The sequence below is a fragment of the Pseudobdellovibrionaceae bacterium genome, from assembly GCA_020635075.1.
Lineage (GTDB): Bacteria > Bdellovibrionota > Bdellovibrionia > Bdellovibrionales > UBA1609 > JADZEO01.
The window spans coordinates 195,752-221,448 of record JACKAM010000004.1 but is presented as its reverse complement, the minus strand read 5'-3'; the positions used below and the strand labels follow the sequence as shown (position 1 = coordinate 221,448).

General features: G+C 49.4%; 22 protein-coding genes. 13 read left to right on the top strand and 9 right to left on the bottom strand.

What is annotated here, in order from left to right:
- Positions 1-43: 43 nt before the first annotated feature.
- The 3 genes from H6624_18505 (at position 44) to H6624_18495 (ending at position 5,801) form a co-directional block, all read left to right on the top strand.
- Positions 44-2,446, top strand: a complete 2,403-nt coding sequence (locus tag H6624_18505; protein ID MCB9086337.1) for a leucine--tRNA ligase — start codon at positions 44-46, stop codon at positions 2,444-2,446.
- Between the two features lie 32 nt (positions 2,447-2,478).
- Positions 2,479-4,377, top strand: coding sequence for a biosynthetic arginine decarboxylase (gene speA / locus H6624_18500; protein ID MCB9086336.1), 1,899 nt, complete (start codon positions 2,479-2,481; stop codon positions 4,375-4,377).
- 89 nt (positions 4,378-4,466) lie between these two features.
- Positions 4,467-5,801: a cation:proton antiporter gene (locus H6624_18495; protein ID MCB9086335.1), complete on the top strand. Its 1,335-nt coding sequence runs from the start codon at positions 4,467-4,469 to the stop codon at positions 5,799-5,801.
- On the opposite strand, the gene H6624_18490 is transcribed toward H6624_18495, so the two are convergent.
- From H6624_18490 to H6624_18480, 3 genes are read right to left on the bottom strand one after another with little or no spacing between them, the layout of a single operon-like run.
- The gene (locus H6624_18490) at positions 5,734-6,753 is read right to left on the bottom strand and encodes an ABC transporter permease subunit (protein MCB9086334.1); all 1,020 of its coding nucleotides are present in this window, start codon (positions 6,751-6,753) and stop codon (positions 5,734-5,736) included. The two genes, H6624_18495 and H6624_18490, sit on opposite strands and share 68 nt — an antisense overlap.
- Positions 6,750-7,775 (bottom strand): ABC transporter permease subunit, encoded by a 1,026-nt coding sequence (locus H6624_18485; GenBank protein ID MCB9086333.1) that lies wholly within the window; start codon positions 7,773-7,775, stop codon positions 6,750-6,752. Before H6624_18485 ends, H6624_18490 begins: the two co-directional genes overlap by 4 nt.
- 59 nt (positions 7,776-7,834) lie before the next feature.
- Entirely contained in the window at positions 7,835-9,475 is a 1,641-nt protein-coding gene (locus H6624_18480; GenBank protein MCB9086332.1) for a peptide ABC transporter substrate-binding protein, read from the bottom strand.
- Between the two features lie 301 nt (positions 9,476-9,776).
- Here H6624_18480 and H6624_18475 point away from each other — a divergent pair, with 301 nt between their 5' ends.
- Genes H6624_18475 through H6624_18465 form a run of 3 tightly spaced genes read left to right on the top strand, consistent with a single transcriptional unit; the run spans position 9,777 to position 11,947 of the window.
- Positions 9,777-10,406 (top strand): DedA family protein, encoded by a 630-nt coding sequence (locus H6624_18475; GenBank protein ID MCB9086331.1) that lies wholly within the window; start codon positions 9,777-9,779, stop codon positions 10,404-10,406.
- Between the two features lie 14 nt (positions 10,407-10,420).
- Positions 10,421-11,482, top strand: coding sequence for an agmatinase family protein (locus H6624_18470; protein ID MCB9086330.1), 1,062 nt, complete (start codon positions 10,421-10,423; stop codon positions 11,480-11,482).
- 9 nt (positions 11,483-11,491) lie between these two features.
- On the top strand, positions 11,492-11,947 hold the full coding sequence (locus tag H6624_18465) for a YkgJ family cysteine cluster protein (protein MCB9086329.1): 456 nt from the start codon (positions 11,492-11,494) through the stop codon (positions 11,945-11,947).
- On the opposite strand, the gene H6624_18460 is transcribed toward H6624_18465, so the two are convergent.
- On the bottom strand, positions 11,925-12,296 hold the full coding sequence (locus H6624_18460) for a TraR/DksA family transcriptional regulator (protein ID MCB9086328.1): 372 nt from the start codon (positions 12,294-12,296) through the stop codon (positions 11,925-11,927). The genes H6624_18465 and H6624_18460 overlap by 23 nt on opposite strands.
- A 319-nt stretch (positions 12,297-12,615) precedes the next feature.
- On the bottom strand, positions 12,616-13,083 hold the full coding sequence (locus H6624_18455; GenBank protein ID MCB9086327.1) for an SH3 domain-containing protein: 468 nt from the start codon (positions 13,081-13,083) through the stop codon (positions 12,616-12,618).
- Positions 13,084-13,250: 167 nt separating this feature from the next.
- Between H6624_18455 and H6624_18450 the strand changes: the two genes are divergently transcribed.
- Positions 13,251-14,210 carry a calcium/sodium antiporter gene (locus H6624_18450; protein ID MCB9086326.1) on the top strand — a complete coding sequence of 320 codons (960 nt, stop codon included), beginning with the start codon at positions 13,251-13,253 and terminating at the stop codon, positions 14,208-14,210.
- A gap of 3 nt (positions 14,211-14,213) precedes the next feature.
- Here the strand turns inward: H6624_18450 and H6624_18445 are convergent, their stop codons facing one another.
- On the bottom strand, positions 14,214-14,699 hold the full coding sequence (locus H6624_18445; protein ID MCB9086325.1) for an FxsA family protein: 486 nt from the start codon (positions 14,697-14,699) through the stop codon (positions 14,214-14,216).
- Positions 14,700-15,467: an exodeoxyribonuclease III gene (gene xth, locus H6624_18440; protein MCB9086324.1), complete on the bottom strand. Its 768-nt coding sequence runs from the start codon at positions 15,465-15,467 to the stop codon at positions 14,700-14,702. It lies immediately after the preceding gene.
- A gap of 253 nt (positions 15,468-15,720) precedes the next feature.
- Here xth and H6624_18435 point away from each other — a divergent pair, with 253 nt between their 5' ends.
- The 6 genes from H6624_18435 (at position 15,721) to H6624_18410 (ending at position 23,026) form a co-directional block, all read left to right on the top strand.
- Positions 15,721-16,245: a peroxiredoxin gene (locus tag H6624_18435; protein ID MCB9086323.1), complete on the top strand. Its 525-nt coding sequence runs from the start codon at positions 15,721-15,723 to the stop codon at positions 16,243-16,245.
- A 36-nt stretch (positions 16,246-16,281) separates the two neighbouring features.
- Positions 16,282-17,451, top strand: coding sequence for a hypothetical protein (locus H6624_18430; GenBank protein ID MCB9086322.1), 1,170 nt, complete (start codon positions 16,282-16,284; stop codon positions 17,449-17,451).
- 129 nt (positions 17,452-17,580) lie between these two features.
- The gene (locus H6624_18425; protein MCB9086321.1) at positions 17,581-19,464 is read left to right on the top strand and encodes a YdiU family protein; all 1,884 of its coding nucleotides are present in this window, start codon (positions 17,581-17,583) and stop codon (positions 19,462-19,464) included.
- Positions 19,465-19,512: 48 nt separating this feature from the next.
- Positions 19,513-20,484: an ADP-glyceromanno-heptose 6-epimerase gene (rfaD, locus tag H6624_18420; protein MCB9086320.1), complete on the top strand. Its 972-nt coding sequence runs from the start codon at positions 19,513-19,515 to the stop codon at positions 20,482-20,484.
- Positions 20,485-20,504: 20 nt separating this feature from the next.
- Positions 20,505-22,271: an aromatic amino acid hydroxylase gene (locus tag H6624_18415; GenBank protein MCB9086319.1), complete on the top strand. Its 1,767-nt coding sequence runs from the start codon at positions 20,505-20,507 to the stop codon at positions 22,269-22,271.
- Complete coding sequence (locus tag H6624_18410) at positions 22,265-23,026, top strand: TrmH family RNA methyltransferase (protein ID MCB9086318.1); 762 nt, start codon at positions 22,265-22,267, stop codon at positions 23,024-23,026. Before H6624_18415 ends, H6624_18410 begins: the two co-directional genes overlap by 7 nt.
- Positions 23,027-23,217: 191 nt before the next feature.
- Here H6624_18410 and H6624_18405 read toward each other — a convergent pair whose 3' ends face one another.
- Positions 23,218-25,158, bottom strand: coding sequence for a response regulator (locus H6624_18405; protein ID MCB9086317.1), 1,941 nt, complete (start codon positions 25,156-25,158; stop codon positions 23,218-23,220).
- A 96-nt stretch (positions 25,159-25,254) separates the two neighbouring features.
- Positions 25,255-25,668, bottom strand: a complete 414-nt coding sequence (locus H6624_18400; protein MCB9086316.1) for a response regulator — start codon at positions 25,666-25,668, stop codon at positions 25,255-25,257.
- Between the last annotated feature and the right edge of the window lie 29 nt (positions 25,669-25,697).

The following is a 25,697-nucleotide window of genomic DNA, read 5'->3' as shown; positions in this document are numbered from 1 at the left end:
CCTTTTGGTGGTCTCGCGACTGTAAAATTGATAGAGTGACGACATGGCCTACAATCATAATGAAATCGACAAAAAGTGGCAGAACGTCTGGGAAAGCGAAGCCAGCTTTAAAGCTGAAATGTCGCCCGACAAACCTAAATTCTATGCTCTGGATATGTTCCCCTATCCCTCGGGTGCCGGGCTTCACGTGGGCCACCTCGCCTCCTACACTCCCACAGACATTGTCGCGCGCTTTAAACGCACCCAAGGCTTCAATGTTCTCCATCCTATGGGGTACGACGCCTTTGGCCTGCCGGCAGAGCAATATGCGATTAAAACGGGAATTCACCCGGCAGAAACCACACAAAACGCCATTCAAAATTTCCGCCGCCAGCTAAAGTCCTTTGGCTATAGCTTTGATTGGAATCGCGAGGTCTCCACCTGCGAGCCCAACTTTTACAAGTGGACACAGTTTATTTTCCTCAAGCTTTTCGAAAAAGGACTCGCCTATCAAAAGGAAGTCCCGGTTAACTGGTGTCCCGCTTTAAAAACCGTGCTTGCCAATGAGGAAGTCGTCGATGGCTTGAGCGAACGAGGTGGCCACCCAGTGGTTCGTGTTCCCATGAAACAGTGGATGCTAAAGATCACGGCCTATGCCGAAAGGCTCCTCCAGGATTTGGACAAATTGGATTGGCCTGACAGAACCAAAGAAGGCCAGCGTAACTGGATTGGCAAGAGCATGGGAGCTCAGGTTCAGTTTGCAGTTGATGGCTCAGGCCACAAGCTGGAAGTCTTCACGACTCGACCTGATACTTTGTTTGGCGCCACCTTCATGGTGATCGCCCCTGAACATGAACTCACCGAAGTCCTAACCTCTGCGCAACAGAAGGCGGATGTCGAGGTCTATTGTAAGACTGCCCTATCCAAGTCCGAAGTAGACCGAAAAGTTGGTGCAGAAAAGACTGGTGTGTTCTCTGGATCCTACGCCATCAATCCGGTTAACAACACCAAGATCCCCATTTGGATCGCCGACTATGTGTTGATGGACTACGGAACGGGTGCCATCATGGCCGTTCCTGGTCACGACCAAAGAGATTTTGATTTCGCTCAAAAATATGACCTGGACGTTCTGCGTGTTTTGGACAGCCAGGAAGACCTGCCCTTTGAAGGCGACGGAAAATTGGTCAACTCTGATTTTCTCAATGGCTTGGACAAGCAATCGGCCATTCAAAAGATGATTGATCACCTTGAAGGCAAGGGCTTAGGACAGGGACAAACTCAGTACAAACTGCGCGATTGGCTGTTTAGCCGCCAGCGCTACTGGGGTGAGCCCTTTCCCATTGTCGAGTATCCCAATGGCGAATTGAGGGGCATTTCCCAAGACGAACTGCCTGTTCTCCTCCCTGAGGTTGCAGACTATGAGCCCTCAGAGCAAGGGGAGCCACCACTGGCACGTGTGCAGGAGTTCGTGAAGTATGTGGACCCTCGTTCAGGAAATGAGGGTCGGCGCTGCACGGACACCATGCCGGGTTCGGCAGGGTCGTCATGGTACTTCTTACGTTACACGGACCCTCACAATAATGATCAGGCTTTTAGCCCGGAAGCCCAGAAATATTGGATGCCCGTTGATCTTTATGTCGGTGGACCCGAGCACACCGTTGGTCACCTTTTATATGCCCGGTTTTGGCAAAAAGTTCTATTTGATGCCGGCCTGACCGATTATGACGAGCCCTTTCAGAAATTAGCCCACCAGGGAGACGTACTGGGGCCAGATGGGCGCCGTATGTCCAAGTCCCGCGGTAACGTGGTCAACCCAGACGACGTTCGTGAGGAGTTTGGTTCGGATGCCTGTCGCGTCTACATTTGTTTTATGGGCCCCTTTGACAAAGCCAAACCCTGGTCCAACCAGGGTATCGAAGGCGTACGCCGCTTCCTAGACAGGGCCTGGCGACTGACGGTGGATGATGAGGGGAAACTGATTGCAGAGGACAGCACCCCCTCTGAGGCCCTCACGCGTCTCATGCACAAGACAATCAAAAAGGTGGGCGAAGACATCGAGAACATGAGCTTTAACACTGCCATCTCAGCCATGATGATCTTAGTTAACGAGATGTATAAAGAGAACAGCCGTCCAAAGGCTGTACTGGCAAACCTGGCCCAACTGCTGATGCCCTTTGCTCCCCATATTGCCGAGGAGCTGTGGCAAAAGCTGGGACAGCAAGGCCTCGTCTCGCTGGCGCCTTGGCCCAAGTATGATCCAGCCCAGTGTAAGGACGATATGGTGACGATGGGGGTCCAAGTAAACGGAAAAATGAGGGGCACCGTCGAGCTCGCCCCCGATTGTTCCGAAGAATTAGCCGTTGAGGCTGCGAAAGCATTGACACCAGTCGCAAATGCGATAGATGGAAAGGCTTTGGTTAAGATTATTTACAAGCCGGGCAAGATCCTCAACCTGATAGCGAAGTAAGCCGGGCGGGCCCTGTTACTTGGGGGGTTGTCATGAGTTGGTCAATTGAGCGCAGCAGTGAACTCTATGGGGTCCACCTTTGGGGATCTTCCTATTTCGGCATTAACCAAAAGGGCAACATTGAGGTCTCCCCAAAGGGTGCCAATGGACCGCGCCTCGATTTGCACAACCTTGTCCAGGATCTGCGCGAGCGGGGTATTCGCCCACCGATTCTCATTCGTCTGCCTGATATTGTTGAATCCCGCATTCAACTGATTGCGCAGTGCTTTGAAAAGGCCGCCAGCGACCACAGCTACCAAGGACAGTTTCGCGGTGTTTACCCAATCAAGGTGAACCAGCAAAGTCACCTGGTCAAAGAAGTGGTGGCATTTGGCCGCGCCACTCACCTAGGACTGGAGTGTGGAAGTAAGCCCGAACTCCTCGTTGCCCTAGCTTTGATGGACACCACGGATGCCCTGGTAATTTGCAATGGCTTTAAAGACTGGGAATATATCGAGACAGCCCTGCTATCCCGCAAGATGGGACGAGAAACCATCGTGGTTGTGGACAGGAAATCCGAGCTGGACACGATTATAGCCGTCGCCAAGAACCTGGGAATTAGCCCCAAAATTGGTTTACGCGGCAAGCTCAACACCCAAGGCTCAGGACGTTGGGTGGAATCATCTGGGGCCCGCTCTAAGTTTGGCCTGACGCCTTCGGAAATCGTCGATTGTGTCGATAGGCTCAAAAAAGAAGACATGATCGACTGTCTGGCTCTCCTTCACTACCACATTGGGTCGCAGATCCCATCTATTCAGGCCATTAAGGCCTCAATGAAGGAAGGAGCCCGCCTGTTCACTGAACTCTACGCCCTAGGCGCCAAGCCCACCTATATCGATGTAGGTGGTGGTTTAGGGGTGGACTACGACGGCTCAGGACGTAGCGAAAGCTCGACTGATTACAGCGAACAGGAGTATGCAAATGACATCGTTTCCATTCTCCAAAGTGTTTGCGACGAAAAAGGTGTGCCACACCCAAATATCGTTACCGAATCCGGCCGCGCCTCTGTCGCTCATAGCGCCGTTTTGGTCTTTGATGTCCTTGGCTTTAATGAGCTGGCCAAGAAGGACATCCCTTTTGAAAAATCAGCTGAGGATGGCCGGCTGGTTCGCGACCTGATCGATATATTCTCTAGTCTGACGCCCAAAAACTTCAACGAAAGCTACAACGATCTCATCGAGAAAAAGCGCGACACCCTTCAACTCTTTACCTATGGAGTTTTAAGTCTCGAACAAAGGGCCAAGGCGGAAGACATTTGTTGGGCGATCACCACCAAAATGGCTGCTATGGCCAAAGAGATTGGCGAAGACGATATTTTTTGGGAACTAGAAAAGGAACTTTCGGACACCTACTTCTGTAACTTCTCAGTCTTTCAGTCCCTTCCTGACTCCTGGGCACTCAATCAGATCTTTCCCGTGTTGCCCATTCACCGCCTAGACGAGAGACCAGATCGCCGCGCCACTCTTGTTGATCTCACTTGTGACTCAGATGGGAAGATCGCCAAATTTACGGATACCAGTAATGGTGAAATCCAGAATTATTTGGAAGTTCACTCTTTGAAAGAGGACGAACCCTATTATCTTGGTGCCTTTCTGTGCGGCGCTTATCAGGAAATTCTCGGCGATTTGCATAATCTTTTTGGAGATACGGACGCTGTCCACGTCTCGGTAAATGAAAATGGCTACTCCCTGGACCATGTAGTAGAGGGTGACACGGTTGCCGAAGTACTCTCTTACGTCGAATACCAAAAAGGCGAATTGGTGGAGAGTATGCGCAAGGCGACCGAGTGTGCAATTGCGGAAAGTCGCCTTTCTCGTCAAGAGGCTAGGCAGCTGATGAAAAACTTTGAGGTTGGTCTGTCTGGCTACACATACTTAGAAGACCCAGAATAGATCCTGGCCCGAAGACGATAAAAGATTGCCTCGATACTTCCCCTAATTTAGTTTAAATTAACATACAGGGATTCACAGGGGAGACTTGCATGGCATACGCGATCATTGGCCTGGCGGTTTTGTTTTTTCTCGGTCACGCCCTCAATTGGTTATTCATAAAAACCAAAATTCCTGATCTTCTCATCCTTGTCATCATGGGTTATCTGGCCGGCCCGGTGTTCGGAGTCCTTAAGGCCGACGATTTTGGCAAGGTGGGACCCATCCTTTCCACCATGGCACTGGTGGTGATTCTCTATGAGGGTGGTCTACACTTGAGCGCCCGAGATCTTTTGCGCTCCAGTTTGCCCGCATTTAAGATCGCCATTCTTGGTTTTCTAATGATAGCCACCTCGGCATTCGCGATTGCCTTTTTGCTTGGCTTTCAGCCCTGGCACATTGCCCTGTTGTTGGGAATTGGTTTGGGCAGCACTTCCTCGGCCATTGTCATTCCCATGGTTAAACCCCTGAGTGTTCGCGATGACACCAAAACCATTTTGTCTCTGGAGTCAGCTTTTACCGACGTGATTATCATTGTTCTGTTTTTGGTTCTCACCGACTCTATTGCCTCAGGCGTCTTTAGCCCTCGTGAAGTCTTGGTTGGCATTGGTCCCAAACCTCTGCTCGCCATTCTAATGGGCATAGGCTCTGGAACCCTATGGGCTTTTTTACGTCGCCGCTTTGGCCCCGTGGTATCCATGACTTTCGCTGGAGAGGCTTGGGCACTACTGTCTTATGGTGTCTTTGAAGCCACAGGGTACAACGGAGCTCTTGGTGTATTGGCCCTTGGCTTTACTCTCGCCAACCTGGATCTGCTCCCCGAGTGGCTACAGAGCCTCCTCAGTCGAGAGCCCGTTTCAGTAAATGAACTGGGCATTCTTAGTGAAATCACTTTCATCTTAAGGACTTTCTTCTTCATCTATTTGGGTCTGCTTATTCAGTTCTCGTCCCTGCAGGTTGTTCTTATTGCCTTCGCTTTGACCGCCGCCATTTTTGCCACCAGATACTTTGCCGTTCGCCTTTTGTTTTCCACCAAAGAATGGCCGCGCCTTGATGCTATGGTGATCACATCCATGGGACCCCGTGGGCTTGCCTGTGCCGTTTTGGCTACCCTTCCCCTACAAAAAGGAATTGAAGGTGGCCAATGGTTGCAGAACGCGATGTTTGCCACTATTCCCATGACAATCTTTCTCACCGCCTTGTTTGTCAGTTTGAGTGAACGCGAGGGCTTTCGCCGCAAAGCAGAGTCATTGTTTAAAGCCTATTTGGAAAATAGCGGCACGCCCCAGCCCGATTTAGCAGACGGATCGGCTCAGGAAATTATAGCTTCCGAGGATCAAAAGCATCCCGAACTCCCTCACCGATCAGATTCAGAACCGTCAGAGTGAGGACCATCGCCACAGATGGATACACAGCCAACCACCAAGCAATCGTAAAGTAGTTGTTTGCCTGCTGAAGGAGCTCTCCCCAACTAGGCGTCGGCGGTGGTAAACCAAATCCCAGGTAATCAAGAGCCGCCAGTGAATAGATATAACCCGCTATGGAAAAGGGGGAAAAGGTCACAATCGGGCTTAGGGCATTAGGAAGTACATGCTTAAAAATCACCTGCATGCGCGACACCCCTAGTGCCCGAGCAGCCTCAACAAACTCCCTCTTACGGAGCTTCAAAAACTCCCCGCGAATATAGAGAGAAATCATCATCCAACCAAAGATCGACGAAAAAATCACCAGTGTCCACAGGCCCGCACCAAATATGGAGACCAGGGTAATTAACAAAATAAAAATTGGCATGGACTCAAATACTTCCACCACCCTTTGGCCCACCAAATCTGTCCGTCCACCGACAAATCCCATAATCGAACCAACGATGACTCCGAGGAAATAGGAAAAAAACCAAGCCAGAACCGCAAAGCCAATACTGTAGCGAAATCCATAGATCAACCGGGAGAGCACGTCGCGCCCCCGATCATCAGTACCAAACCAGTTCACCAATGAGGGAGATCCTGGATAGGTGGCCACTTCCTTATTGGATTCCAGCGGATCCCACTTGACCAAAGGCCAAACTGCCCAATCCCCATCCTTGAATTCGAGGCGCCGGTAGTTGGTAACAAAGATATCCGTCTGTTCAAATATTGTCGGATGATAAGTTCGGACCACAGGAAAGTAAATGGAACCCTTATAACTCATGATGATGGGCTTGGAATTGGCCCAAAACTCAGCAGTCAAACTCAGGAAGAGCAAAAATACCAAAACCCAGGCAGAGATCACTGCCCGCTTAAGCTTTTTAAAACGCCGCCAGCGTTTTAAGGTCAGGTCATTTTTGATCATTCTTTCGATCATGTGAAGTCAATCCTCGGATCAATCAAGGTGTAGCTGATATCACTTAGAAATCGCCCCACTAGCATCAATAAACTCTGAAAGAAAATCAAACCCATGATGACATTGTAGTCCCGGTCAAGGGCGGCCTTGTAACTTAAGAGGCCCATACCATCGAGATTAAATACTTGTTCAATGATTACTGACCCGGCAAAAAAGAACCCCAAGAAGGACGCAAGACCGGTGGCAATGGGAATCAAAGCATTCCGAAGAGCGTGCTTGTAGTAGACCACCTTCTCTGGAAGACCCTTGGCTCGGGCCGTGCGCACATAATCAAGCTTAATTTCCTCGATCAGTGAGTTCTTCATCAGGAAGGTCAAAACGGTAAAGTTGCCCACCACATAACAAATCAAGGGCAAGACGAAATGGTGAATCCGATCAACAATCTGATCCCAAGTGCTCATGTCGTAGTAATTATCAGAGTACAAATCACCCAAAGGAAACCAGTCCAAAAAGGCTCCGCCCGCCAAATACACCCGCAATAAGATTGCCAAAATCAGAGGAGGTATGGAGTAAAGGAACATGAGAAAAACACTGGTCGCCATATCAAACGTGGACCCGTCCTTAACTGCCTTAGCGATCCCCAGGGGAATACAGACCAGATAGGTCAACAGCAGCGATATCACCCCAAACTGAAGAGAAACGGGGAACTTGCTGGCTATGACATCGACAACCGGCTCCTCGTAGCTAAAACTCTCGCCAAAATCCAGTGTAACAATATTCTTAAGCCAAATCCCGTAGCGAACGTGCATGGGCTTATCAAAACCATATTGTTTCTTAAGGGCCTCTAGAACATCGGTGGACACACCCATGTCACTCTGGCCACCGGCAGCTCCAGCGCCCATCGCCCCACCAAAGCGCAATTGCATGATTTTCTGCTCAATGGGACTTCCCGGCGCCAGGTTGATGATAACAAAAGACAGGATGGTAATCCCTATCAGAGTGGGGATCATCATAATCAAGCGACGAAGTACGTATTTAAACATTTGTTGTGCCCTTTAGCATCTGGCCGCCTCTTAAGCGACCAGATGTTCTTAATCAAACATCAATCCTGTTTAATCCACCAAGTTTCATAGCCAACACCATAAGAGTAGGTCGGCTTGTCCATCTTCATTTTAGAAGTATGTGCATAGAGGAAGTACTTGTTATTGAACAAGAAGGCATAAGGAGCGTCGTCGGCAATTTCCTTGTAGATCTTTTGATAGATCTGAATCCGCTTGTTGCGGTCAAGTTCTTGACGACCCTCATCAATCAACTTATCCACTGTCGGGTTGGCGTATGAGATAAAGTTCGAACCCCCTGCTTGAGCACTGGAGGAGTGCCAAATTTGCTTGGGATCGTTGTCCACACTTCCGCCACCCCAACCAAGCATGACTGCATCAAACTTCTTGTCGTCCAAAGCCTTCACAAAGGTGTTCCACTCGACGATCTTAATTTCCATGTCGATTCCGGCCTTTTTCAGGTCCTCTTTGTAAATCGTCATGTACTTTTCCGCGTCCTTGGAGGCCATCATCAGGGTAAACTTGAACTTCTGATCTCCTTTTTCCAAGACTCCATCCTTATCCTTATCGTCCCAGCCAGCGGCCTTTAACAATGAAAGGGCCTTCTTGGGGTTAAAAGAGATGGGCTTCACTTTTTTATTCGCATAGGGGCTCTGCTGGTACCAGGGGCCCGTGGCCTCCATGGACATTCCAAAGCGGAATTTTTCAATCATCAATTTGCGGTTCATCAGGTGAGCCAAGGCAATACGAACGTCTTTCTCGGCAAAAATGGGGTTTTTAAAATTCCAACCCACAAAGCCATAGGGGCGGGGACCCTTGTGGTCCACCTTCTTCTTGAGCGCCGTCTTTCCCCAGGGTTCGTGATTGGTCTTTTGCATGTAGGCCTCAGGAGTCATTTCGCTAAGAAAGTCAATTTCGCCTTTTTCCAGGCGAGCCAACTGGGCCATTTCCTCTTTCACAAATCGAAATTGAATTTTTTCCCACTTGAAATGCCCTGAATAGATGGGATCTGAGTTCCCCCACCAGTTGGGGTTTCTCTTCAGAACTAAACCCTTGCCCTTGTCGTAGCGGTCCACCATATAGGGGCCTGAGCCGACCAGAACTTTCGTGTTCTTCTTACTGGCATCACCGTAGACGTGCTTGGGGACAATAGCCATGAAGCCACCGCTGGCCAGTACCTTAAAGTTGTTAAAGTACTTCTTCTTGATGATAAATTTAACGGTGTGGGTATCAATCACTTCCGCTTTCTCAATATTTTCGAAGTAGGGCCGAATGTGAGCTGTGTCGAACTTCAAATCGGGGTTTGCAATAGCATCGAAGCTGAACTTTACATCCTCAGCTGTAACCGGCTTACCATCATGCCATTTCGCATCTTTTCGTAAATGAAAGATGTACCAAAGGCCTTTTGGGTCCTCTTCATAGGATGTGGCCAAGGCAGGGTCCATTTCGTAGGTTTCAATGTTTGTGGTCATCAAGCCATCAATTACAAATTGATGGACGTGCGAAGCGTAGTTATCAGTACTTGTCAGCGGATTGAGTTTTTCCGGCTCCGCATTGAGCACGTAATAGAAAGTCCCCCCCTGAGGGGCCTTAGCGTTACCGATAATTGGGTTGCCGATTTTCTTCGGTGCAGCCCCTGCCCACATGGCACTCGCCAAGCTCACGGCAACAAGACCGAGTTTCATCATTTTCATATTTCTCCCCTTTGTATCTGTCGCCCCAGTGAAGGAGTGACCCCTCTACTACCCCGCGACTGAAATGCGCGCGCCGATGCTACGCGCCAACATCTTCAAGCTCCTCAATTTATCTGAGTAAAAAAATTATTCAAGTTGATTAGGTTCTCAAGGTGGTGCAAACCTCACGTTGGTCTTTGTGCGTCAGCGCCTTGATTCGGTGACTCGAGATAGCGAGCAAGAAACAATGGAGGCGTGTAAAGACTCTGATACAAAGGGCGGATGTGACCCCCTCAACTGGAAAGACTGCACAATGAGTTCAACCACCTCTTCTTCCTCATCCATTCCTGGAATGGGATGGGTCAGACGTATGTACGACTGGCTGATGAAGTGGTCCGATCACCGTCACGCCAGCGCGGCTCTCGCCGGATTGGCTTTTATCGAGGCCTTTTTTTTCCCCCTCCCAGTTGATCCTCTGTTGGCTGCCATGGGAACGGCCAAACCTAAAAAGGCTCTGTGGTTTTCAGTCATAGCCACTTTATTTTCTGTCCTCGGCTCCCTGGGCGGGTACCTTTTGGGACGGCTATTTTGGGAGGCTACACAGGATTTTTTCTTTGCCTATGTGTTTGCCCCGGAAAAGCTTAATATTGTCCTTGAAAAGTTCCAGGACAACGCCTACCTGGCCATATTTCTGGCTGGCTTTACCCCAATCCCATACAAAGTCTTTGCCATCGCTGGGGGAATCGCAAATGTTGGCATTGCACCGATGGTTGTGGGCGGACTAGTAGGCCGAGGCATGAGGTTTGGAATCATTGGCATTTGCCTGTACTTTTTCGGCCCCAAAGTCCGTGAACTTTTGGACAAGTATTTGGAGCGGTTCACCCTTGTTTTTGGAGTCCTAATAATTGTTGGCTTTGTCCTCTATCGAGGACTCACAGGATAAAAGAGAGGAAAAACATGGAACCCTTTAATCCCAGTGCACCTCTGTCAGCCGACTTCGGTATTTTTGGTTTGCCGATCAAGCGTCACGACGCCAAAGTGATTCTCATACCCGTCCCTTGGGAGGTGACCACTTCCTATGGAGGCGGGACATCTCGTGGCCCCGATGCCATTCGTCAGGCCAGCTCTCAACTGGATCTCTTCGATGTGGAACTCGGTAAGACCTATATCGCTGGTTTTTACATGGAGTCGATCAATCAGAAAATCCTCGCTCTCAACAACGAACTCAAGCCTTTCGCACAAAGAGTGCGGGAAGAGCTGGAGGACGGAGTGCTGTCCGACCATGGGGCGGGCTACCAACACCGGGTCAATGAAGGATGCAAAGAGATGGTCGAGTGGGTTTACCAAGGGGCTAAGAGAATTATCCGTGATGAAAGCAAGCTCTTGGGTATCGTCGGTGGAGATCACTCCTCTCCGCTGGGTGCGATTAAAGCTGTCGCTGAGGATCTCGGCAAAGACTACGCCATCATCCATATCGACGCTCATGCTGATCTTCGCAAAGCCTACATGGGGTTTACCTATTCCCACGCTTCTATCATGTACAATGTGATGACTTCTGACTTCGCCCCACAAAAATTGGTGCAAGTGGGAATTCGTGACCTCTGTTGGGAAGAGGCTGATTTCATTCAGCGGGACGACCGAATTCGCCCGGTATTCGGTGAGGACATCAAACGCCGTCTTTACTCCGGCGAGACCTGGAAGGCCGTTTGTGACGATATTCTATACGGACTTCCCGAGTACATCTACCTCTCTTTGGATATTGACGGACTATCTCCCGAGTTTTGTCCTCACACTGGCACTCCAGTGCCCGGGGGATTGCACTTTTCAGAAATGCTCTTTTTGTTAAACGCCCTTGGCCAGTCGGGACGAACAATCGTCGGCTTTGACCTTTGTGAGGTGGCTCCAGGCCCCGATGGTGACGAATGGGATGGAAATGTCGGCGCCCGCCTTCTCTATCGCATGTGCGGATGGTCGGCGATCACCAATGGACTCCACCCGAAACCCATCTCACACGGGTAGGATTATACAATGGCTCATAAACCCTTTTATCGTGATGGATTAAGATTTAGTTGTCAGAATAGCGGCCGCTGCTGCATCTCTCGAGGGCAGTGGGGTTATGTCTACCTGACTCTTCAGGACCGTCGTGATCTGGCCCGCGAACTTAAGATGACGACCCAGGAGTTCACCCGCAGATACACGGGCAAGGAAGACGGCTTTTACTTTCTAAAAGAAAACCCTGATGGTCCGGAGTGTTTGTTTTTAGAGAACAACAAATGCAGGGTTTACAAGGGACGACCCACCCAATGTCGAACATGGCCCTTTTGGCCCGAAGTCATGAACCCCAAGGCCTGGCGCAAGGACGTGGTGGACTTTTGTCCTGGTGCAAACAAGGGCCGCTTGTACACGGCCCTTGAGATCAAAAGACAAGTTTTGGAACAAAAAGAATCTGAGCAGCGGATGATTATCGAGCGTACTTCTTCCTAAGGCTCTCGCGAATCTCTGCGCCTTCAATACTGAGGCGGGTCCAGGGAATCGCCAACAAGCGATCCGGCTCAATGGGCTCTTCGGTCTCTTCACAAATACCGTAATTGCCATTTTCAATTCGGGAAAGCGCAATTTCGATTTCCATCAGCTGCTTACGCAAACGCTCTGTCATGCTGAGGAATTCACTTTCAGCCAGTGCTCTCATCGTCTGGTCGCCCTCGTCTCCCCCGCGATCTTCAGAAGTATGCAAATCCATGCGCGCTTCCTTAACCCGGTTGAGCAATTCGGCTTTGGCATCAAGAAGCTTTTGTCGACACTTGGTAATCAAGTCATTTGGCAAGTTGCTCATTCTAGCTCCCTCCCCTTGCTGTGTTCATAGTGCCAAAATGGAACTGAACTATTTACACATAGCCATCGTGGCCTTGGCAAGAATTTTTCTTAAAACCTCTTAAATCCTCTAAGCCTTTGACTTGCAACAAAATTCTGTCTCATTGCGCGGGTTGCCTAAAATCAAAAGCATCTAATCTTAAATTTAATTTCAGGTTTTTTAAACGCAATTCCCCATTGTGTTTCACATTGAGACACACCACCCCTTCGGTCTGGTTAAAAATTGAGCACTATTAGCCTAAGTGTTTATATTTAAATGGTATTCTAATAGGTACGCGAGGTTAGAAACCGATCTTGCTGACGGTTACGGGGCGCCATACCGTAGAGTTGTGGACCCAAAATTTATATCCTGCTTCATCCTCGACCTGGTACCAGTCATTTTTTAAATTGATGCGCTTGAAGGGAGTGTACTTGTCTGCAAACCCGTAATGAATTCCAGAAAAGTTAGTACCTGGACCAGACCGAAGATTAGCTGTTGCTCCCTTTACTGAAACGCATTGGTAACTGGTCGTCACCAGACTTGCGGACACCCAATGCTTCTCACCATCTTGGTCTTCCACTCGATACCAACGTCCTTTAGATTCCAACTTTATCAGCGGCGTGTAGCGCCCGACCACCCAAGAAATCGGAAACTTTCCCCCAGGACCCTTACGTAGGTTGGCCTCAAAGGCACTTACACAAAGTGCTTGAGCCTGTGAGCTCAAAATCATAACAGATAAAACAATCAGGCATGTTAGGCCTCTATTCATTATCGATTTCATCTCCTATTCAAATCCTACCAATTGGAGCAAACCTTGGCCATTTCTCTCCAAGAAAACCTGGCCCATTTTTTTATCCTGAGACCACTTTTATGTGAGACCCGCAGGCCTTTGTGTTATATCTGCCGCAAAGGAACGCTTTCTGGCTAGGAATGTTAATGGAACTTCTTCTCCCCGCGGGCTCAGTCATTCTTGGATTTGGACTCTTGTTGTTTGGCGGAGATTGGCTGGTCCTCTCTGCTGTTAGTCTGGCCTGTCGGTTTCGCGTGAGCCCCGCTGTCATTGGCCTAACTATCATTGCCGCCGGCACTTCCGTTCCCGAGATGATCACGTCGGTCATGGCCACCCATCGTGGATCCCCTGACATCGCCATTGGCAACGTGCTTGGCTCTAACATCTTTAACATCTTAGTCATCTTAGGGGTTGCCTCCCTCATTCGTGTGAACCGCATTATTCCCAGTCAAATTCGCCTGGAAATCCCTTTTTTGATTATAGTTTGCGCCCTGATGTGGGTGTTTAGTGGTGACTCCCTTATTTACCAATGGGAAGGGGCTCTGTTCTTGGCCCTGTTTGTCGGCTTTATGGTTTTTTCCGTCATAAAGTCTCGTCGTCGATTTGGCATCGATGTTCATCCTGACGAAGAAGAAACCATGGAACAGCTTAAGCATTTGGGTTGGGATTTGGGCTATTTGTGTCTTGGCCTTCTCGCCTTAATGGGTGGAGCGCACTTGGCTCTAGAGGGAAGTATCTCTATCGCCCGGTTTTTTGGTTTTAGCGAAAGGTTCATCGGCCTCACTATCGTTTCGGTGGGAACAGGTCTGCCGGAATTGGCCACCTCGTCCATAGCAGCACTAAGAGGCAAAGGCGGAATCGCCGTCGGCAATGTGATCGGCTCAAATATCTTTAATACTCTTATGGTCACAGGTGCGGCCGCCAGCTTTAAAACCCTAGAGGTTCATCCTCGTATGCTACAAATGGATTTCTTGTGGATGCTGGGAGTGACGGTAGCTCTGATTCCCGCTTACTTCATTGGCAAACGCACCCTCACCCGCCCCATTGGGGTCGTTTTTCTGGCCCTATACGTGGCCTATGTCGCCCAGCTGTGGTTTTCCCAGTAAAGGTCACTCTTTTTCTTCAGCTTCGATGTCGATGACTTCCCGAACTGGCCGAGAACTTTCATCTCTCACATTTTGATGAATGGTCTGGGAATGGATGTTGGATTGATAAAAGCGAATTTGGCCGCTTTGCATTCTCTTTTCCACGGCCTGCTTGAGAATCCGTAGGATAACGTGGCGAGGACCTGGCATCACCATGGAAAGACCGATGAAGTCAGTTACAAAGCCCGGAGTGATCAAAAGGAGCCCGCCAGCAAAAACTAGAAAGCCATGAAACACCGTGTCCGCTGGCATTTCCCCTCGGGCCAATTTTTCATTCACCTCTTTCCAAATTAACCTCCCTTGACTGCGGGCAAACGAAGCCCCCAGTATTCCTGTCACCATGACGACGGCTATGGTATTCCACAGACCGATAATCTGCCCGGCACGGATCAAGAAGAACAGTTCCACAAGGGGCATAACGGTAAATATAAAAATCAAATAGAATAACACTTATAGCTCCATCACAACTTTAACTGGACAGTGATCCGAGCCCAGTTGTTGATCCTGAATTTCAATGTCCTGAACACGAGACACGAGTCCGGGAGTGACACAGATATGATCAATTCTCCACCCCCGGTTAGCAATGCGCGCGTTCTCCCGATAGGACCACCATGTATATTGGTCCTTTTTTTCCGGATGAAAATGGACGAACAAATCGACAAAGCCCGTTTCCAGAAAGCGGCCAAACCATTCCCTTTCCTCGGGTAAAAATCCGCTGACCTTGCTAAGACGAACGGGATCAAAGACATCAGTCTCCCTGTAGGCGACGTTATAATCGCCAACAACAATGACTTCCAATCCTTCAGCAATCCTTTTCGCCAAATGACGGCGAAACTTCTCCAAAAACTCCTGTTTAAAGTCATGTCGCTCTTCGCTGGCCGCCCCGTTTGGGAAGTAAACGTTGTAGAGAAGAAAGTCCGGATACTGGGTCACAACAAAACGCCCTTCAGAGTCGAACTTTCGCACGCGAATCCCATGTTGAATGGAGTCGGGCTCTCTTTTGGTGTAGGTGACCGTTCCACTGTAGCCACGCTTGAGGGCGGACGACCAATAGGCCGAGCGGCCGGGAGGATGAAGAAGGCTCTCGTCCAGCTGTTCGGGATGAGCCTTGGTCTCCTGAATGCACAAGATATCCGGGTCTTCCCGCTCCAAATATTCGAGCAAACCCTTTTTAGCGCAGGCCCTTATTCCATTCACATTCCAAGTCACCAGCTTCAAATTTGACCCCCTAAGCTCTCTGCTCTATCCCACAGGTTAATCATAGTGCCTATCCGAAATCCAATTTTGTGAAGAGGGCCTTCAAATAGGTGCTTACAATCCACAACGCCCGACGATGCAGTACGTAAGATTCCATGCATTCCAGCGGCTTCCATGTGGTTGATACCTTGCAGCCTTTCCGGTTTTGTGGCAAAAATTTGCTCTATATCTGAGTTGTACTTTGGTGTTAAGCGTTAAATTAGGAGGAGTTCAAATGCCAATGATCGGTCAACCTGCACCCCAGTTTAAAGCGCCTGCCGTTGTCGATGGTGGAGACTTTAAAGATATCAGTCTTTCAGATTACAAAGGTAAATGGGTGGTGCTCTATTTTTACCCTCTTGATTTCACTTTTGTTTGCCCAACTGAGATCACCCAGTTTCGCGACTTTTTGCCTAAGTTCAAGGAAGCTGGCGCAGAAGTGATTGGTGTCTCTATTGATTCTGTTCATTCTCACCGTCGCTGGATTAAGGATGATTTGGGAGACCTTCACTACCCACTCATTGGCGATGTGACCAAGAGGATTTCTCGCGACTATGGTGTCCTTTTGGAAGATGCCGGTATTGCCACTCGCGGTACCTTCGTCATCGACCCTGAAGGTGTGATTCAGTACATGGGTATTCACAATCTCAACGTGGGTCGTGACGCCAATGAAATCCTGAGGGTGCTGACTGGCCTTAAGACGGGAGAGTTGTGCGGCGCTGGCTGGAAGCCAGGCGAAAAGCACGTAACTGCCGGCTAAATGCCTTCTGAATTTTACCAGTGTTTTGAATCGATAATGAAAGAGGAGTACCCCTCCTCTTTACCTATTGCCCAACATATGGACTTACGGAAGACCGTATCTCCATATGTTATTCAACTTCCTAGCAAAGTTCTCGACCGGGCCCGGGAGGCAGTTCACCAACTCTATCATCTCTCCCGGTCCGCTAAGTTTCGACAGGCAATTGCAACCAAAGACTCCGAACTACTCACTCACCCAACCAAAAACAATTCAGTATTAATGGCCTATGATTTTCACTCCGGCGAAACAAAAGACAGCCTGATCGAGGTTAATACAAATGCGGCAATGTACCTCATCACTGACGTCATACACCGTTGCCACGGCGACACCTACCGACTAACCCCGCCCTCACTGGACCAACTGAAACAATCCTTTGTTGAGGAGTATCGCCTTTTCTATGGAGGCAACGGAGAACCTCGCAAAATTGTCATCACAGATGAGAAGATTGAAGAGCAAAATCGTTACATCGAATTCCTTATGTACAAGGATTTGTTCACCAAGTGGAAATGGGAACCAGAGATTGTATCATTTGAAAAACTGAAGATTGATAAGGACCGGCAGGCTCTCCTTACTCCTGGGGGAGAAAAAATTGATTTCCTCTATAATCGATATTGTGACTTTTATCTCAATCGTCCAGAGTCAATTCATCTTCGCCAGGCTTTCATGCAAGGCTGGTGTCTGTTTAGTCCCAACCCATATGAGTATCTTGTCCTGGCCGACAAGTACCGCATGATTGAACTGGGTTCCCAAAGCTTTCAGCAAGGGATCGGATCGGATTCTGCTGACTGGGATGCAATCAATCAGTTCGTCTTGCCGACCCGTGAGGCGCGCAGCTATGAAAACCCTGATTCCCTTTGGGCGGAACGTAAGCGACTGTTTTTCAAACCCAAAAACCAGTATGGTGGGAAGTCTGTCTATCGAGGGGAACGCATCTCCCGCACGGTGTTTCAGCGGGCACTTGATGAGGACTTCCTGGTTCAGGAGTTTGCGCCCGCTCCGGAGCCTAAATTTCGCCAAAAGGACGTCGATCCCAAGGGGTGGAAGTTTGATCTCAGATTTTATGTCTACCAGGATAAAATCCAAAATGTCGTGGCTCGCCTCTACAAAGGTCAGGTAACCAATTTTTCCACTGATTTCGGTGGTTTCGCCGCAGTGGAATTCCTCTGATAGAGCATCAGAGGAAGGCAATTTTCATCTTAAGCACTTAATATCGCTCAAGATATGAAGCCCTCACGGTTTTGTGCCGATAAGTGGTTCGTGATGTGACATGGACCTCAACCAAAGGAGTGTTTCGTCTTGAGCCAAAAGAAGCTCTCACGAACAAGCCTCAAGACTTTGCAGCAAGTTCGTCCCGTAGAATCATCAGATGTTGATTATTCCTCCTTTGATCAACTCGACGGCCGACATCCCTGGATGGATGAGGTTCCTGAGGGATACGTGCCTTACAATGTTCGTGTTCTCCCGGATGGCAAAGTTGCCTATTTCAATTTTGACTTGGCCAAAGACATGGGGCTCATTGCACAAGATCATCCTAATCAGCTCACTCCGGCTCTGCGCAAAAAGATCATTGAAACTTTTAGTATTCGAATCATCAATGAGTATGACCAGGAACAAGGTGTGCAATTTCCCAAGTCGAAAATTAAACCCTACCCGCACATGGCCACCCGCTATCTGCAGCTCCAACATCAGAACAAACAGGGCAAAACTAGCGGTGACGGCCGATGTATTTGGAATGGAGTGTTTAAAGGAAAAAATCGAATCTGGGATGTAAGTAGCCGGGGAATTGGAGTTACCCGTCTGGCTCCAGGAGCTGTAGAGGCTGGCAAGCCTCTACAGAGTGGGTCAACGGATTTTGGCTACGGATGCGGCATGGCCGAGATAGATGAGCTCTATGGCGCATCGATAATGGCCGAAATTTTTCACCGCCAGGGCTTGATTACAGAACGAATGTTAACAGTTATTGATCTTGGCGACGGATTGGGAATCGGCGTACGAGCGGCCCCCAATCTCATTCGACCGGCCCACTTGTTTTTGTTTTTAAAGCAAAAAGATCGAGCAGCTCTGAGGCGTGCGGTGGACTACTTGATTGTCAGACAGCATCGAAATCGCGAATGGAAATTTGGTATTCACCAAAAAAACAAATACAGGCTGATGCTACGGGAAGTCTGTTCCGCTTTCGCCAAATTCGTGGCTCGACTCGATCGCCACTATATTTTTGCCTGGCTGGATTGGGATGGAGACAATGTTCTGGCCAACGGTGGAATCATTGACTACGGAAGCGTACGCCAGTTTGGCATTCGCCACGACCAGTATCGCTATGATGATGTGGAGAGGTTTTCAACAAATCTGAATCAGCAAATCCCCAAGGCCCGACTGATGATGCAGGCATTTGCCCAAATCGTCCATTACTTGGAAACCGGAAAGCGGCTCCCCCTAGAGAGGTTTCACCGCCACCCCGCTATCAGAAGGTTTGATCATCAGGTTCAGAAGAATCTGCGCCAAGAATTCCTCCATCAACTTGGATTTCCAGAAAAGGAAATTGAAAATTTGATGAAGCGTTATGGCCGGGATGTGGAGAAGCTCTACTTGAACTTTACCGCCCTGGAGAGAGTTAAAACCCGAAAAGAGGCACAAAAAGTGGCCGATGGGGTTAACCGTCCTGCCGTCTTAAATATGAGGACTCTGGTTCGTAATTTGATCCAGTTTTATCATGATCACATGGAAGATATGGAGACGGCTGAGTATCCGACCTCCGAGTTGTTCAAATCCATGCTTTCGGAGTATGCGGGGCGAAAGGATTCCAAGTTGACCCCCGCACTCCGCCGCCGCCTCGACACACTCAAGCACGATTATCTCCACCTGATCACGATCTCCATCCGCCGATCAGGAAAGGGTAAAAAGGCCCTACTTGATCAGCTCTACCAACGGGCCACCGTGCTCAACCGCGAGGACCGCATTACGGGCAATGCCCTCATCCACATTGTGGGCGAGATCATGGAGTCTAAGAAAGCTGGGTTTTCCAACTCTGAGATTCAGCAGGTCATGGACGAGTTCATCATTAATCAGAGCATTCGACCTGACCAGGCCTCCTCTGCCACTGAGCCCCAAATCCCCGGCAGAAATCGTCATCTGATTGAGTCCTTCCTGACCTTAGTTGACGGCCACAAGGAAGATATTTAGTTCGCATTCTCCCATAATAATGATAAGGCTACCCCCAAGGAGTGGATTATGATTCTGGTGACAGGGGCCACAGGCTTTATTGGTAGTGCGTTGGTATGGGAACTCAACCAGAGAGGACGTACGGACCTGCTCGTCTCTGACCATATTGAGCCCAAAGACAGATCGGACCACCTGCGGAAGCGAACCTTTAAGGACTTTGTCCCGGCCGATCACCTCACCTCACATCTCTCGACCGTAGCCAAAGATCTTGAGGCTGTCTTTCACATGGGCGCCTGCTCCTCAACTACCGAGAAAAATGCCGAATACTTAAGAAAAAATAATACCGAGTACACCCGTCACCTATTTGAGTTTTGCACCAAACACCAAATTCCCTTTCAATATGCCAGTAGTGGCGCTGTCTACGGGGACGGCTCCCAGGGATTTTGCGACCGAACAGACCCCGAGTCCTTCACCCCCCTTAATCTTTATGGAAAGTCCAAGCTTGATTTTGATATTTGGGCTCTAAAACAGGAAAGCCACCCCCCCCACTGGCAAGGACTGCGCTTTTTTAACGTCTATGGACCGAACGAGTATCACAAAGGTCCGATGGCAAGTGTGGCATTTAAGGCATTTCAGCAAATTGAAGAGACCGGACAACTTCGCCTATTTAAATCGCACAATGCAAACTATGAGGACGGCAAACAACTCCGCGATTTTGTTTATGTTAAAGATATCACTCGTTGGATGGTTGAAATCTATGAGTCCAAAGGCGGCATTCGCAACGGGATTTACAACCAGGGATTTGGCAAAGCACGGACTTGGCTGGACCTCGCTCAAGCAGTTTTTTCCTCCTTGGGACAGAAGCTGAAAATTGAGTGGATAGATGTTCCTGTTGATATCCGCGACCAGTACCAGTATTTCACAGAAGCTAATATGGAAAAGGCTTTTGCCGAAGGCCTGAGTCAGCCCCAATGGTCCCTGGAAAAAGGTGTTGCCGATTATGTAGAAAACTATCTGGTTCAATCTGATCCGTATTTATAAGGGCGAAAAAGGAGATTGTGGTGTCCAGTTCCAAGGTCAAGAATGTCAGAATTCCTGATCACCTCAAAAAGTATGTGGTAGATCAAGATTACGAGAGATACACGTCAGAGGACCAGTCCGTGTGGCGCTACATTATGCGTCGACTCATCGACTACCTGTCCGAGTATGCCCACCCCTGCTATGTTGATGGCCTTGCCAAGACCGGCATTACCAGTGAAGAAATCCCACGCATTTCAGACATGGATGCAAAACTGCGGGAATTCGGTTGGTCGGCTCTGCCGGTGAGTGGATTTATTCCACCAGCAGCTTTTATGGAGTTTCAGTCCTTGGGTATTCTGCCGATCGCCAGCGATATGCGCACCGTCGATCACGTTCTTTACACTCCCGCTCCGGACATCGTCCATGAGGCGGCAGGTCACGCGCCCATTTTGGTCGATCCGGCCTTTGCTCGATATCTTAAGCGATATGGAGAGGTCGCAAGTAAAGCCATTATCAGTAAAGAGGACATGGATCAGTACGAAGCCATCCGTGTTCTCAGTGACACTAAAGAAGACCCCACCAGCACCCCTGATCAGGTCGCTGAGGCGGGCCGCCTTTTGGATAAAGCCACTTCAGCCATTTCCTACAACAGCGAAGCCGCTTATCTAGGACGAATGAACTGGTGGACGGCTGAGTACGGATTGATTGGTGATGTGAATGAACCAAAAATCTTTGGCGCAGGATTGCTGTCCTCAGTTGGTGAATCTAAAGAATGTCTAAAGCCCAAGGTCAAAAAAATTCCTCTCACCGTTCATTGTTTGGACTACTCATACGACATCACCGAACAGCAGCCACAGCTGTTTGTGACACCCACCTTTGAAACTCTTGAGACCGTTCTTGGCGAACTTGCTCATCGCATGGCGTTTCGCCAAGGTGGCCTGGTTGGATTGGAAAAGGCTGTACAGGCCAAGACTGTCAATACGGTAGAGTTCAATTCGGGCCTACAAGTTTCAGGTGTCTTGGTTGAGTATCTGCATGGTCAGGTTGCGGGACAGGATGAGCCTACATATGTTCGCTTTCAAGGGCCCGCCCAACTGAGTCTTAATCGCCGAGAACTGGATGGGCATGGTACGACCTATCACAAAGAAGGATTTGGATCACCGGTCGGATTACTTAAGAACGAGGCTAAATGCCTATCCGCCATGGACAGCCAGGACCTAATTCGCTTGGGAATTGTGATTGGCCAAAAAACTCGCCTTGAGTTTGCAAGTGGCATTTGGGTCGAAGGGCAGATCAAGAGTATCCTGCGAGGCAATGGCCAAATTGTAGTCATCGCCTTCAATGATTGTACTGTTAAAAATAAAGACCAGGTTTTGTTTGAGCCGGGCTGGGGGGTCTTCGATATGGCCGTTGGCTGTACCATTCCCTCTGTCTTTGGCGGACCCGCCGATCGAACCTCCTACGGCAATCTGGATGACTTTGTCGCCAAACGTGTGCCATCAAAGGAAAGAAGTCCTGAGCGCCTAAGAGAGTTTGATTTTTACCAAAGTATTCGAGACCTCCGAAATAACACAAGCACCGGCACTGCGCGGGCTGATCAACTCCAGGGACTTGTGGCTCGATATTTGGAGGATTACGCCGGCAAGTGGCTCATGGGAGTGGAACTTCTGGAGCTGGCTCTACAGCTCGACCTACATGACATTGCAAAACGAATAGAAAAAAATCTAGTTGAGAACCCCCCCCGCTCTGAAGACGTGCAGAGCTGTATAGCCGAAGGCATCCGACTGGCTAAAACGATGCCATGTTAGTCGAACTCAACCTTGTACTGGTGCGAACTATTTACCCTACCAATCTGGGAGCTACAGCCCGGGTCATGGGAAATATGGGATTTCATCGACTTATTTTGGTCGATCCCCAGTGCGAGGTTAATTCCAAGGCTCGCCAAGGCGCTGCCGGGGCCCAAGATTTTTTGGAGAGACGTCTCACTTATTCTTCCTGGGAGGAGTTTTATTCGCAAGAAGGCCGAGGCATTCGAATCGGCCTCACGCGCAGGGATGGCAAGCTCCGCAGTGCCCTACCTCTTCCTGAAGTCCTGTCGCGAATTCCTGTTGATCCGCCGGAGACTGTGCCTCTACCTGTATATTTAATTTTGGGCCCTGAAGACGACGGCCTCTCTGCCGAGGATCTTAAGTTCGTGAACTACCGGGCCAGCCTTCCCACCTTTGGGGAGTTCCCCAGTATCAACCTCAGTCACGCCGCCATCCTGGCGTCCTACATTGCTCAGGAGTGGGCCCATTCAATTGAAGCAGATGGCGCCAGTGAAGATTCTCAGCCCGTGGAGTCAGGTGGCGTGGACGACAATGAAAAGGGGCGCAAGCTTTTCTTTCCTGACCAATCTATTCGCGACTGGCTGGTGGCCATGGGATTTGATCTGGAAAAGCGACGCTCTAGTGCCTATATCACCCTCAAGCGCATATTGTTACACAATCTACCCACCGACAACGAACTCAAGGTCCTCGAAGCCATCCTCCAGCAAAACATCCGCAAACTTCGCGAAAAATGATTCTCCAATTCCATCGCACTCAGCCCCTTAATTATTGATCTGCAAAACCTGGGACCTCCTTTATCGGAGAAGAAGGTCTGGGTACCGAGCCATTTCCGTAAATCCGAATCCTCTGCCGTCGCGCATGGCGGGAGGCTGAGTGACCGATTTCACTGATGAAGGATTTTGCAGATCAAAAATTAAGGGGGCCTTTATTTCTTGGCTTGTTTCTTAAACAACCGACCGACGATTGACGTGAGCTCACCGGTAAAGGTGTTGTCAGCACTAGTGGCCTTTGCCCGCTTGAGTGAGGAGATCTCCCGCCGAGCATCGAGGAAATTCGGGTCTAGAGCCAAAGCTTTATCAAGCTGAGCATGAGCACCTTCATAGTCTCCCCCAGCCTTTTTGAGCAAACCGCTGACAAAAAGATAATTGGGCGAACGACGATCCTCGTGGGTCACCTGCTCCAATAGATGACCGACCTCTTTCTGAACCTCATAGGGCACATCCCCAGTATGGGCCTTAAGCTTGGCCCAACACAGGGAAATCACGTTCGCCGTGCAGGGATGAAGTTTATAAGCTTCTTCCAGTTTTTCAAGAGCCACACTGGCACGACCCCGCCGAAGCTGAACAAGGGCCTCTTCGGCAATCCCTTCTGCGCGCAGTTGCTTTTCCGCCTCCTGCTGGCGCTGACCGCTGACGAATCGCTCTCTCTTGCCTTCATTGGTTAAAATATCATAGGCATCAGAAACAATGGCGTACACCTTGTGAACGGTCTGCTTTACTTCCTCAGTGGCATTCGGAGGTAAAATGTCCGGATGGTTGGCGCGGGCAAATTCTTTGTAGATCCGCTCCACGTCCTTCACGTGGGGATTCGGGCCGGTTCCGAAGTACTCAAAAATCTGAAAGGGGTTCTTTTTCTCCACTTCCTTTAAAATCACCTTTAAACGCGCCAACTGCTCTTCAAGGTTCTTGGTCCGCTTCGCATCATCAAATACAATCAAACGGCGTAAGGCGATTAAGTGAAGTGCTTTAAAAAACTTCTCCTTGTCATAGCCTTGCTCGTCAAGGACCTCGTTAATTGTAAGTTCCTTGTGAAGATTCTCCACAAGATTGGGCAGATCATCCGCCACCCCAAGTTTAAGCACTTGATGATCGTCGGAAAAGTCGGGGCCCATACGCATGGGATGGTCGAGCCAATCATGATAGAACTTCTCAAACCAGGGAAGCGAAATCTCTTGTTGTATGATTTCGTTAAACATCGGGGTCAGCTGGGTGGCGTTAACCGGCGTCGACTTGTCCCTAATGCGTTCGGGAACAAAGTTGATCTGCAGAGGCACGTTTTTAAACAGCCCACGAAGACCGTGAATCGCCTGTTCAGCCTTGACCACGTCAGCCGCATGGGGGCTGATCAAGCTCTCATTAATCAGGTGCTTGAGCACATCACCCCTGCGCTTTTTTTCTGGTAGCTCTTCAAAGTCCTTTTGGGTGAGAAAGCCCTTTTTGATAAGAAGCCCTCCCACCATGCTGCCACTTTCCGCAGTGTCCACTTTGGTGATGCCGCCCTTTACAAATGTGATCCCGGAGATATCGCCTTCTTTTGTCACCACGTTTAAGAAGCCTGTGCTCTCCGAGTCCATAATGATCGAGATGACCAATGGCAAATCAAAGCCGGTGATTTCCTCGATCGATTCGAGAGCCTTCAGACGCTCACGGTTGGATGCATAGGGTTTCGACAAGAGTGCGTGAAGAGGAACCTTAGGGGCGTCGATAAGATCTTTCAGTTTGTCTTCAAAAATCTCAACCAATGCGTTTAATGGAACTGGTTTGGTAAAGTACTCCAAAGCCTTAGTCTTTTTAATCGCATCTTGAGCAAAGGCCCGATCCTTAAATATCCCTGAGACAAAAACCAGAGGGCCATTGCCAAAGCGACTGGAGCGCAACTCGGTTGCCAGTTGAATGCCATTCATCCGCGGCAACATACAATCGAGGATGGCGCCATGAACCGGCTTAATGCGAACGGCGTTCAAAGCCTCCTCGACTTTGGAAGCCTCGGTAACCCGAAATCCTGCACGCTTAATGGCCTCAGCTAGCGCTGCGCGAGAACTATCGTCGTCGTCGACAACAAGAATATTAATTTCACCCTTTTTCATCCAAGTGTCTTATCGGAAATTTGAGAAAAATTATGATGATTTAAGTGGTCCGACTGGGCCAAGGAATAGCCATGCTCGCCGCGTCACCTGCGGGGCTTATTCTCCGCCGCCGTGATGCTTGGTCCAGGCGTCCTGAAGCCGCTTGGTGAGTGTCTCGATGTTAAACGGTTTGACCACATATCCGCTGACGCCACTCACCGCCGCCTCAATGACAGCCCCTTTTTCGCTCTCTGTCGTTATAAGAATAAACGGCAGGTCCTTAAACTTCTCGTCGGCGCGAACCTTCTTTAGAAAATCCAGACCGCTTGGTCCTGGCATATTGAGATCCGACAGAACCAACTGAATCGGAGTTGGGCTATCCACAAAAAACGACAGTTTGCCAAATGCCTCGTTGGCTTCACTCGCTGTTGCCACTTTTTTGAATCCCAGACGGGTCAGATTGTCGACAATTACCCGACGGATGTTCACCGAGTCATCGACCACCAAAATGTGTGTTTCTTTACCGAACATTTTTAAGTCCCAGCCGTCACTATCTGATC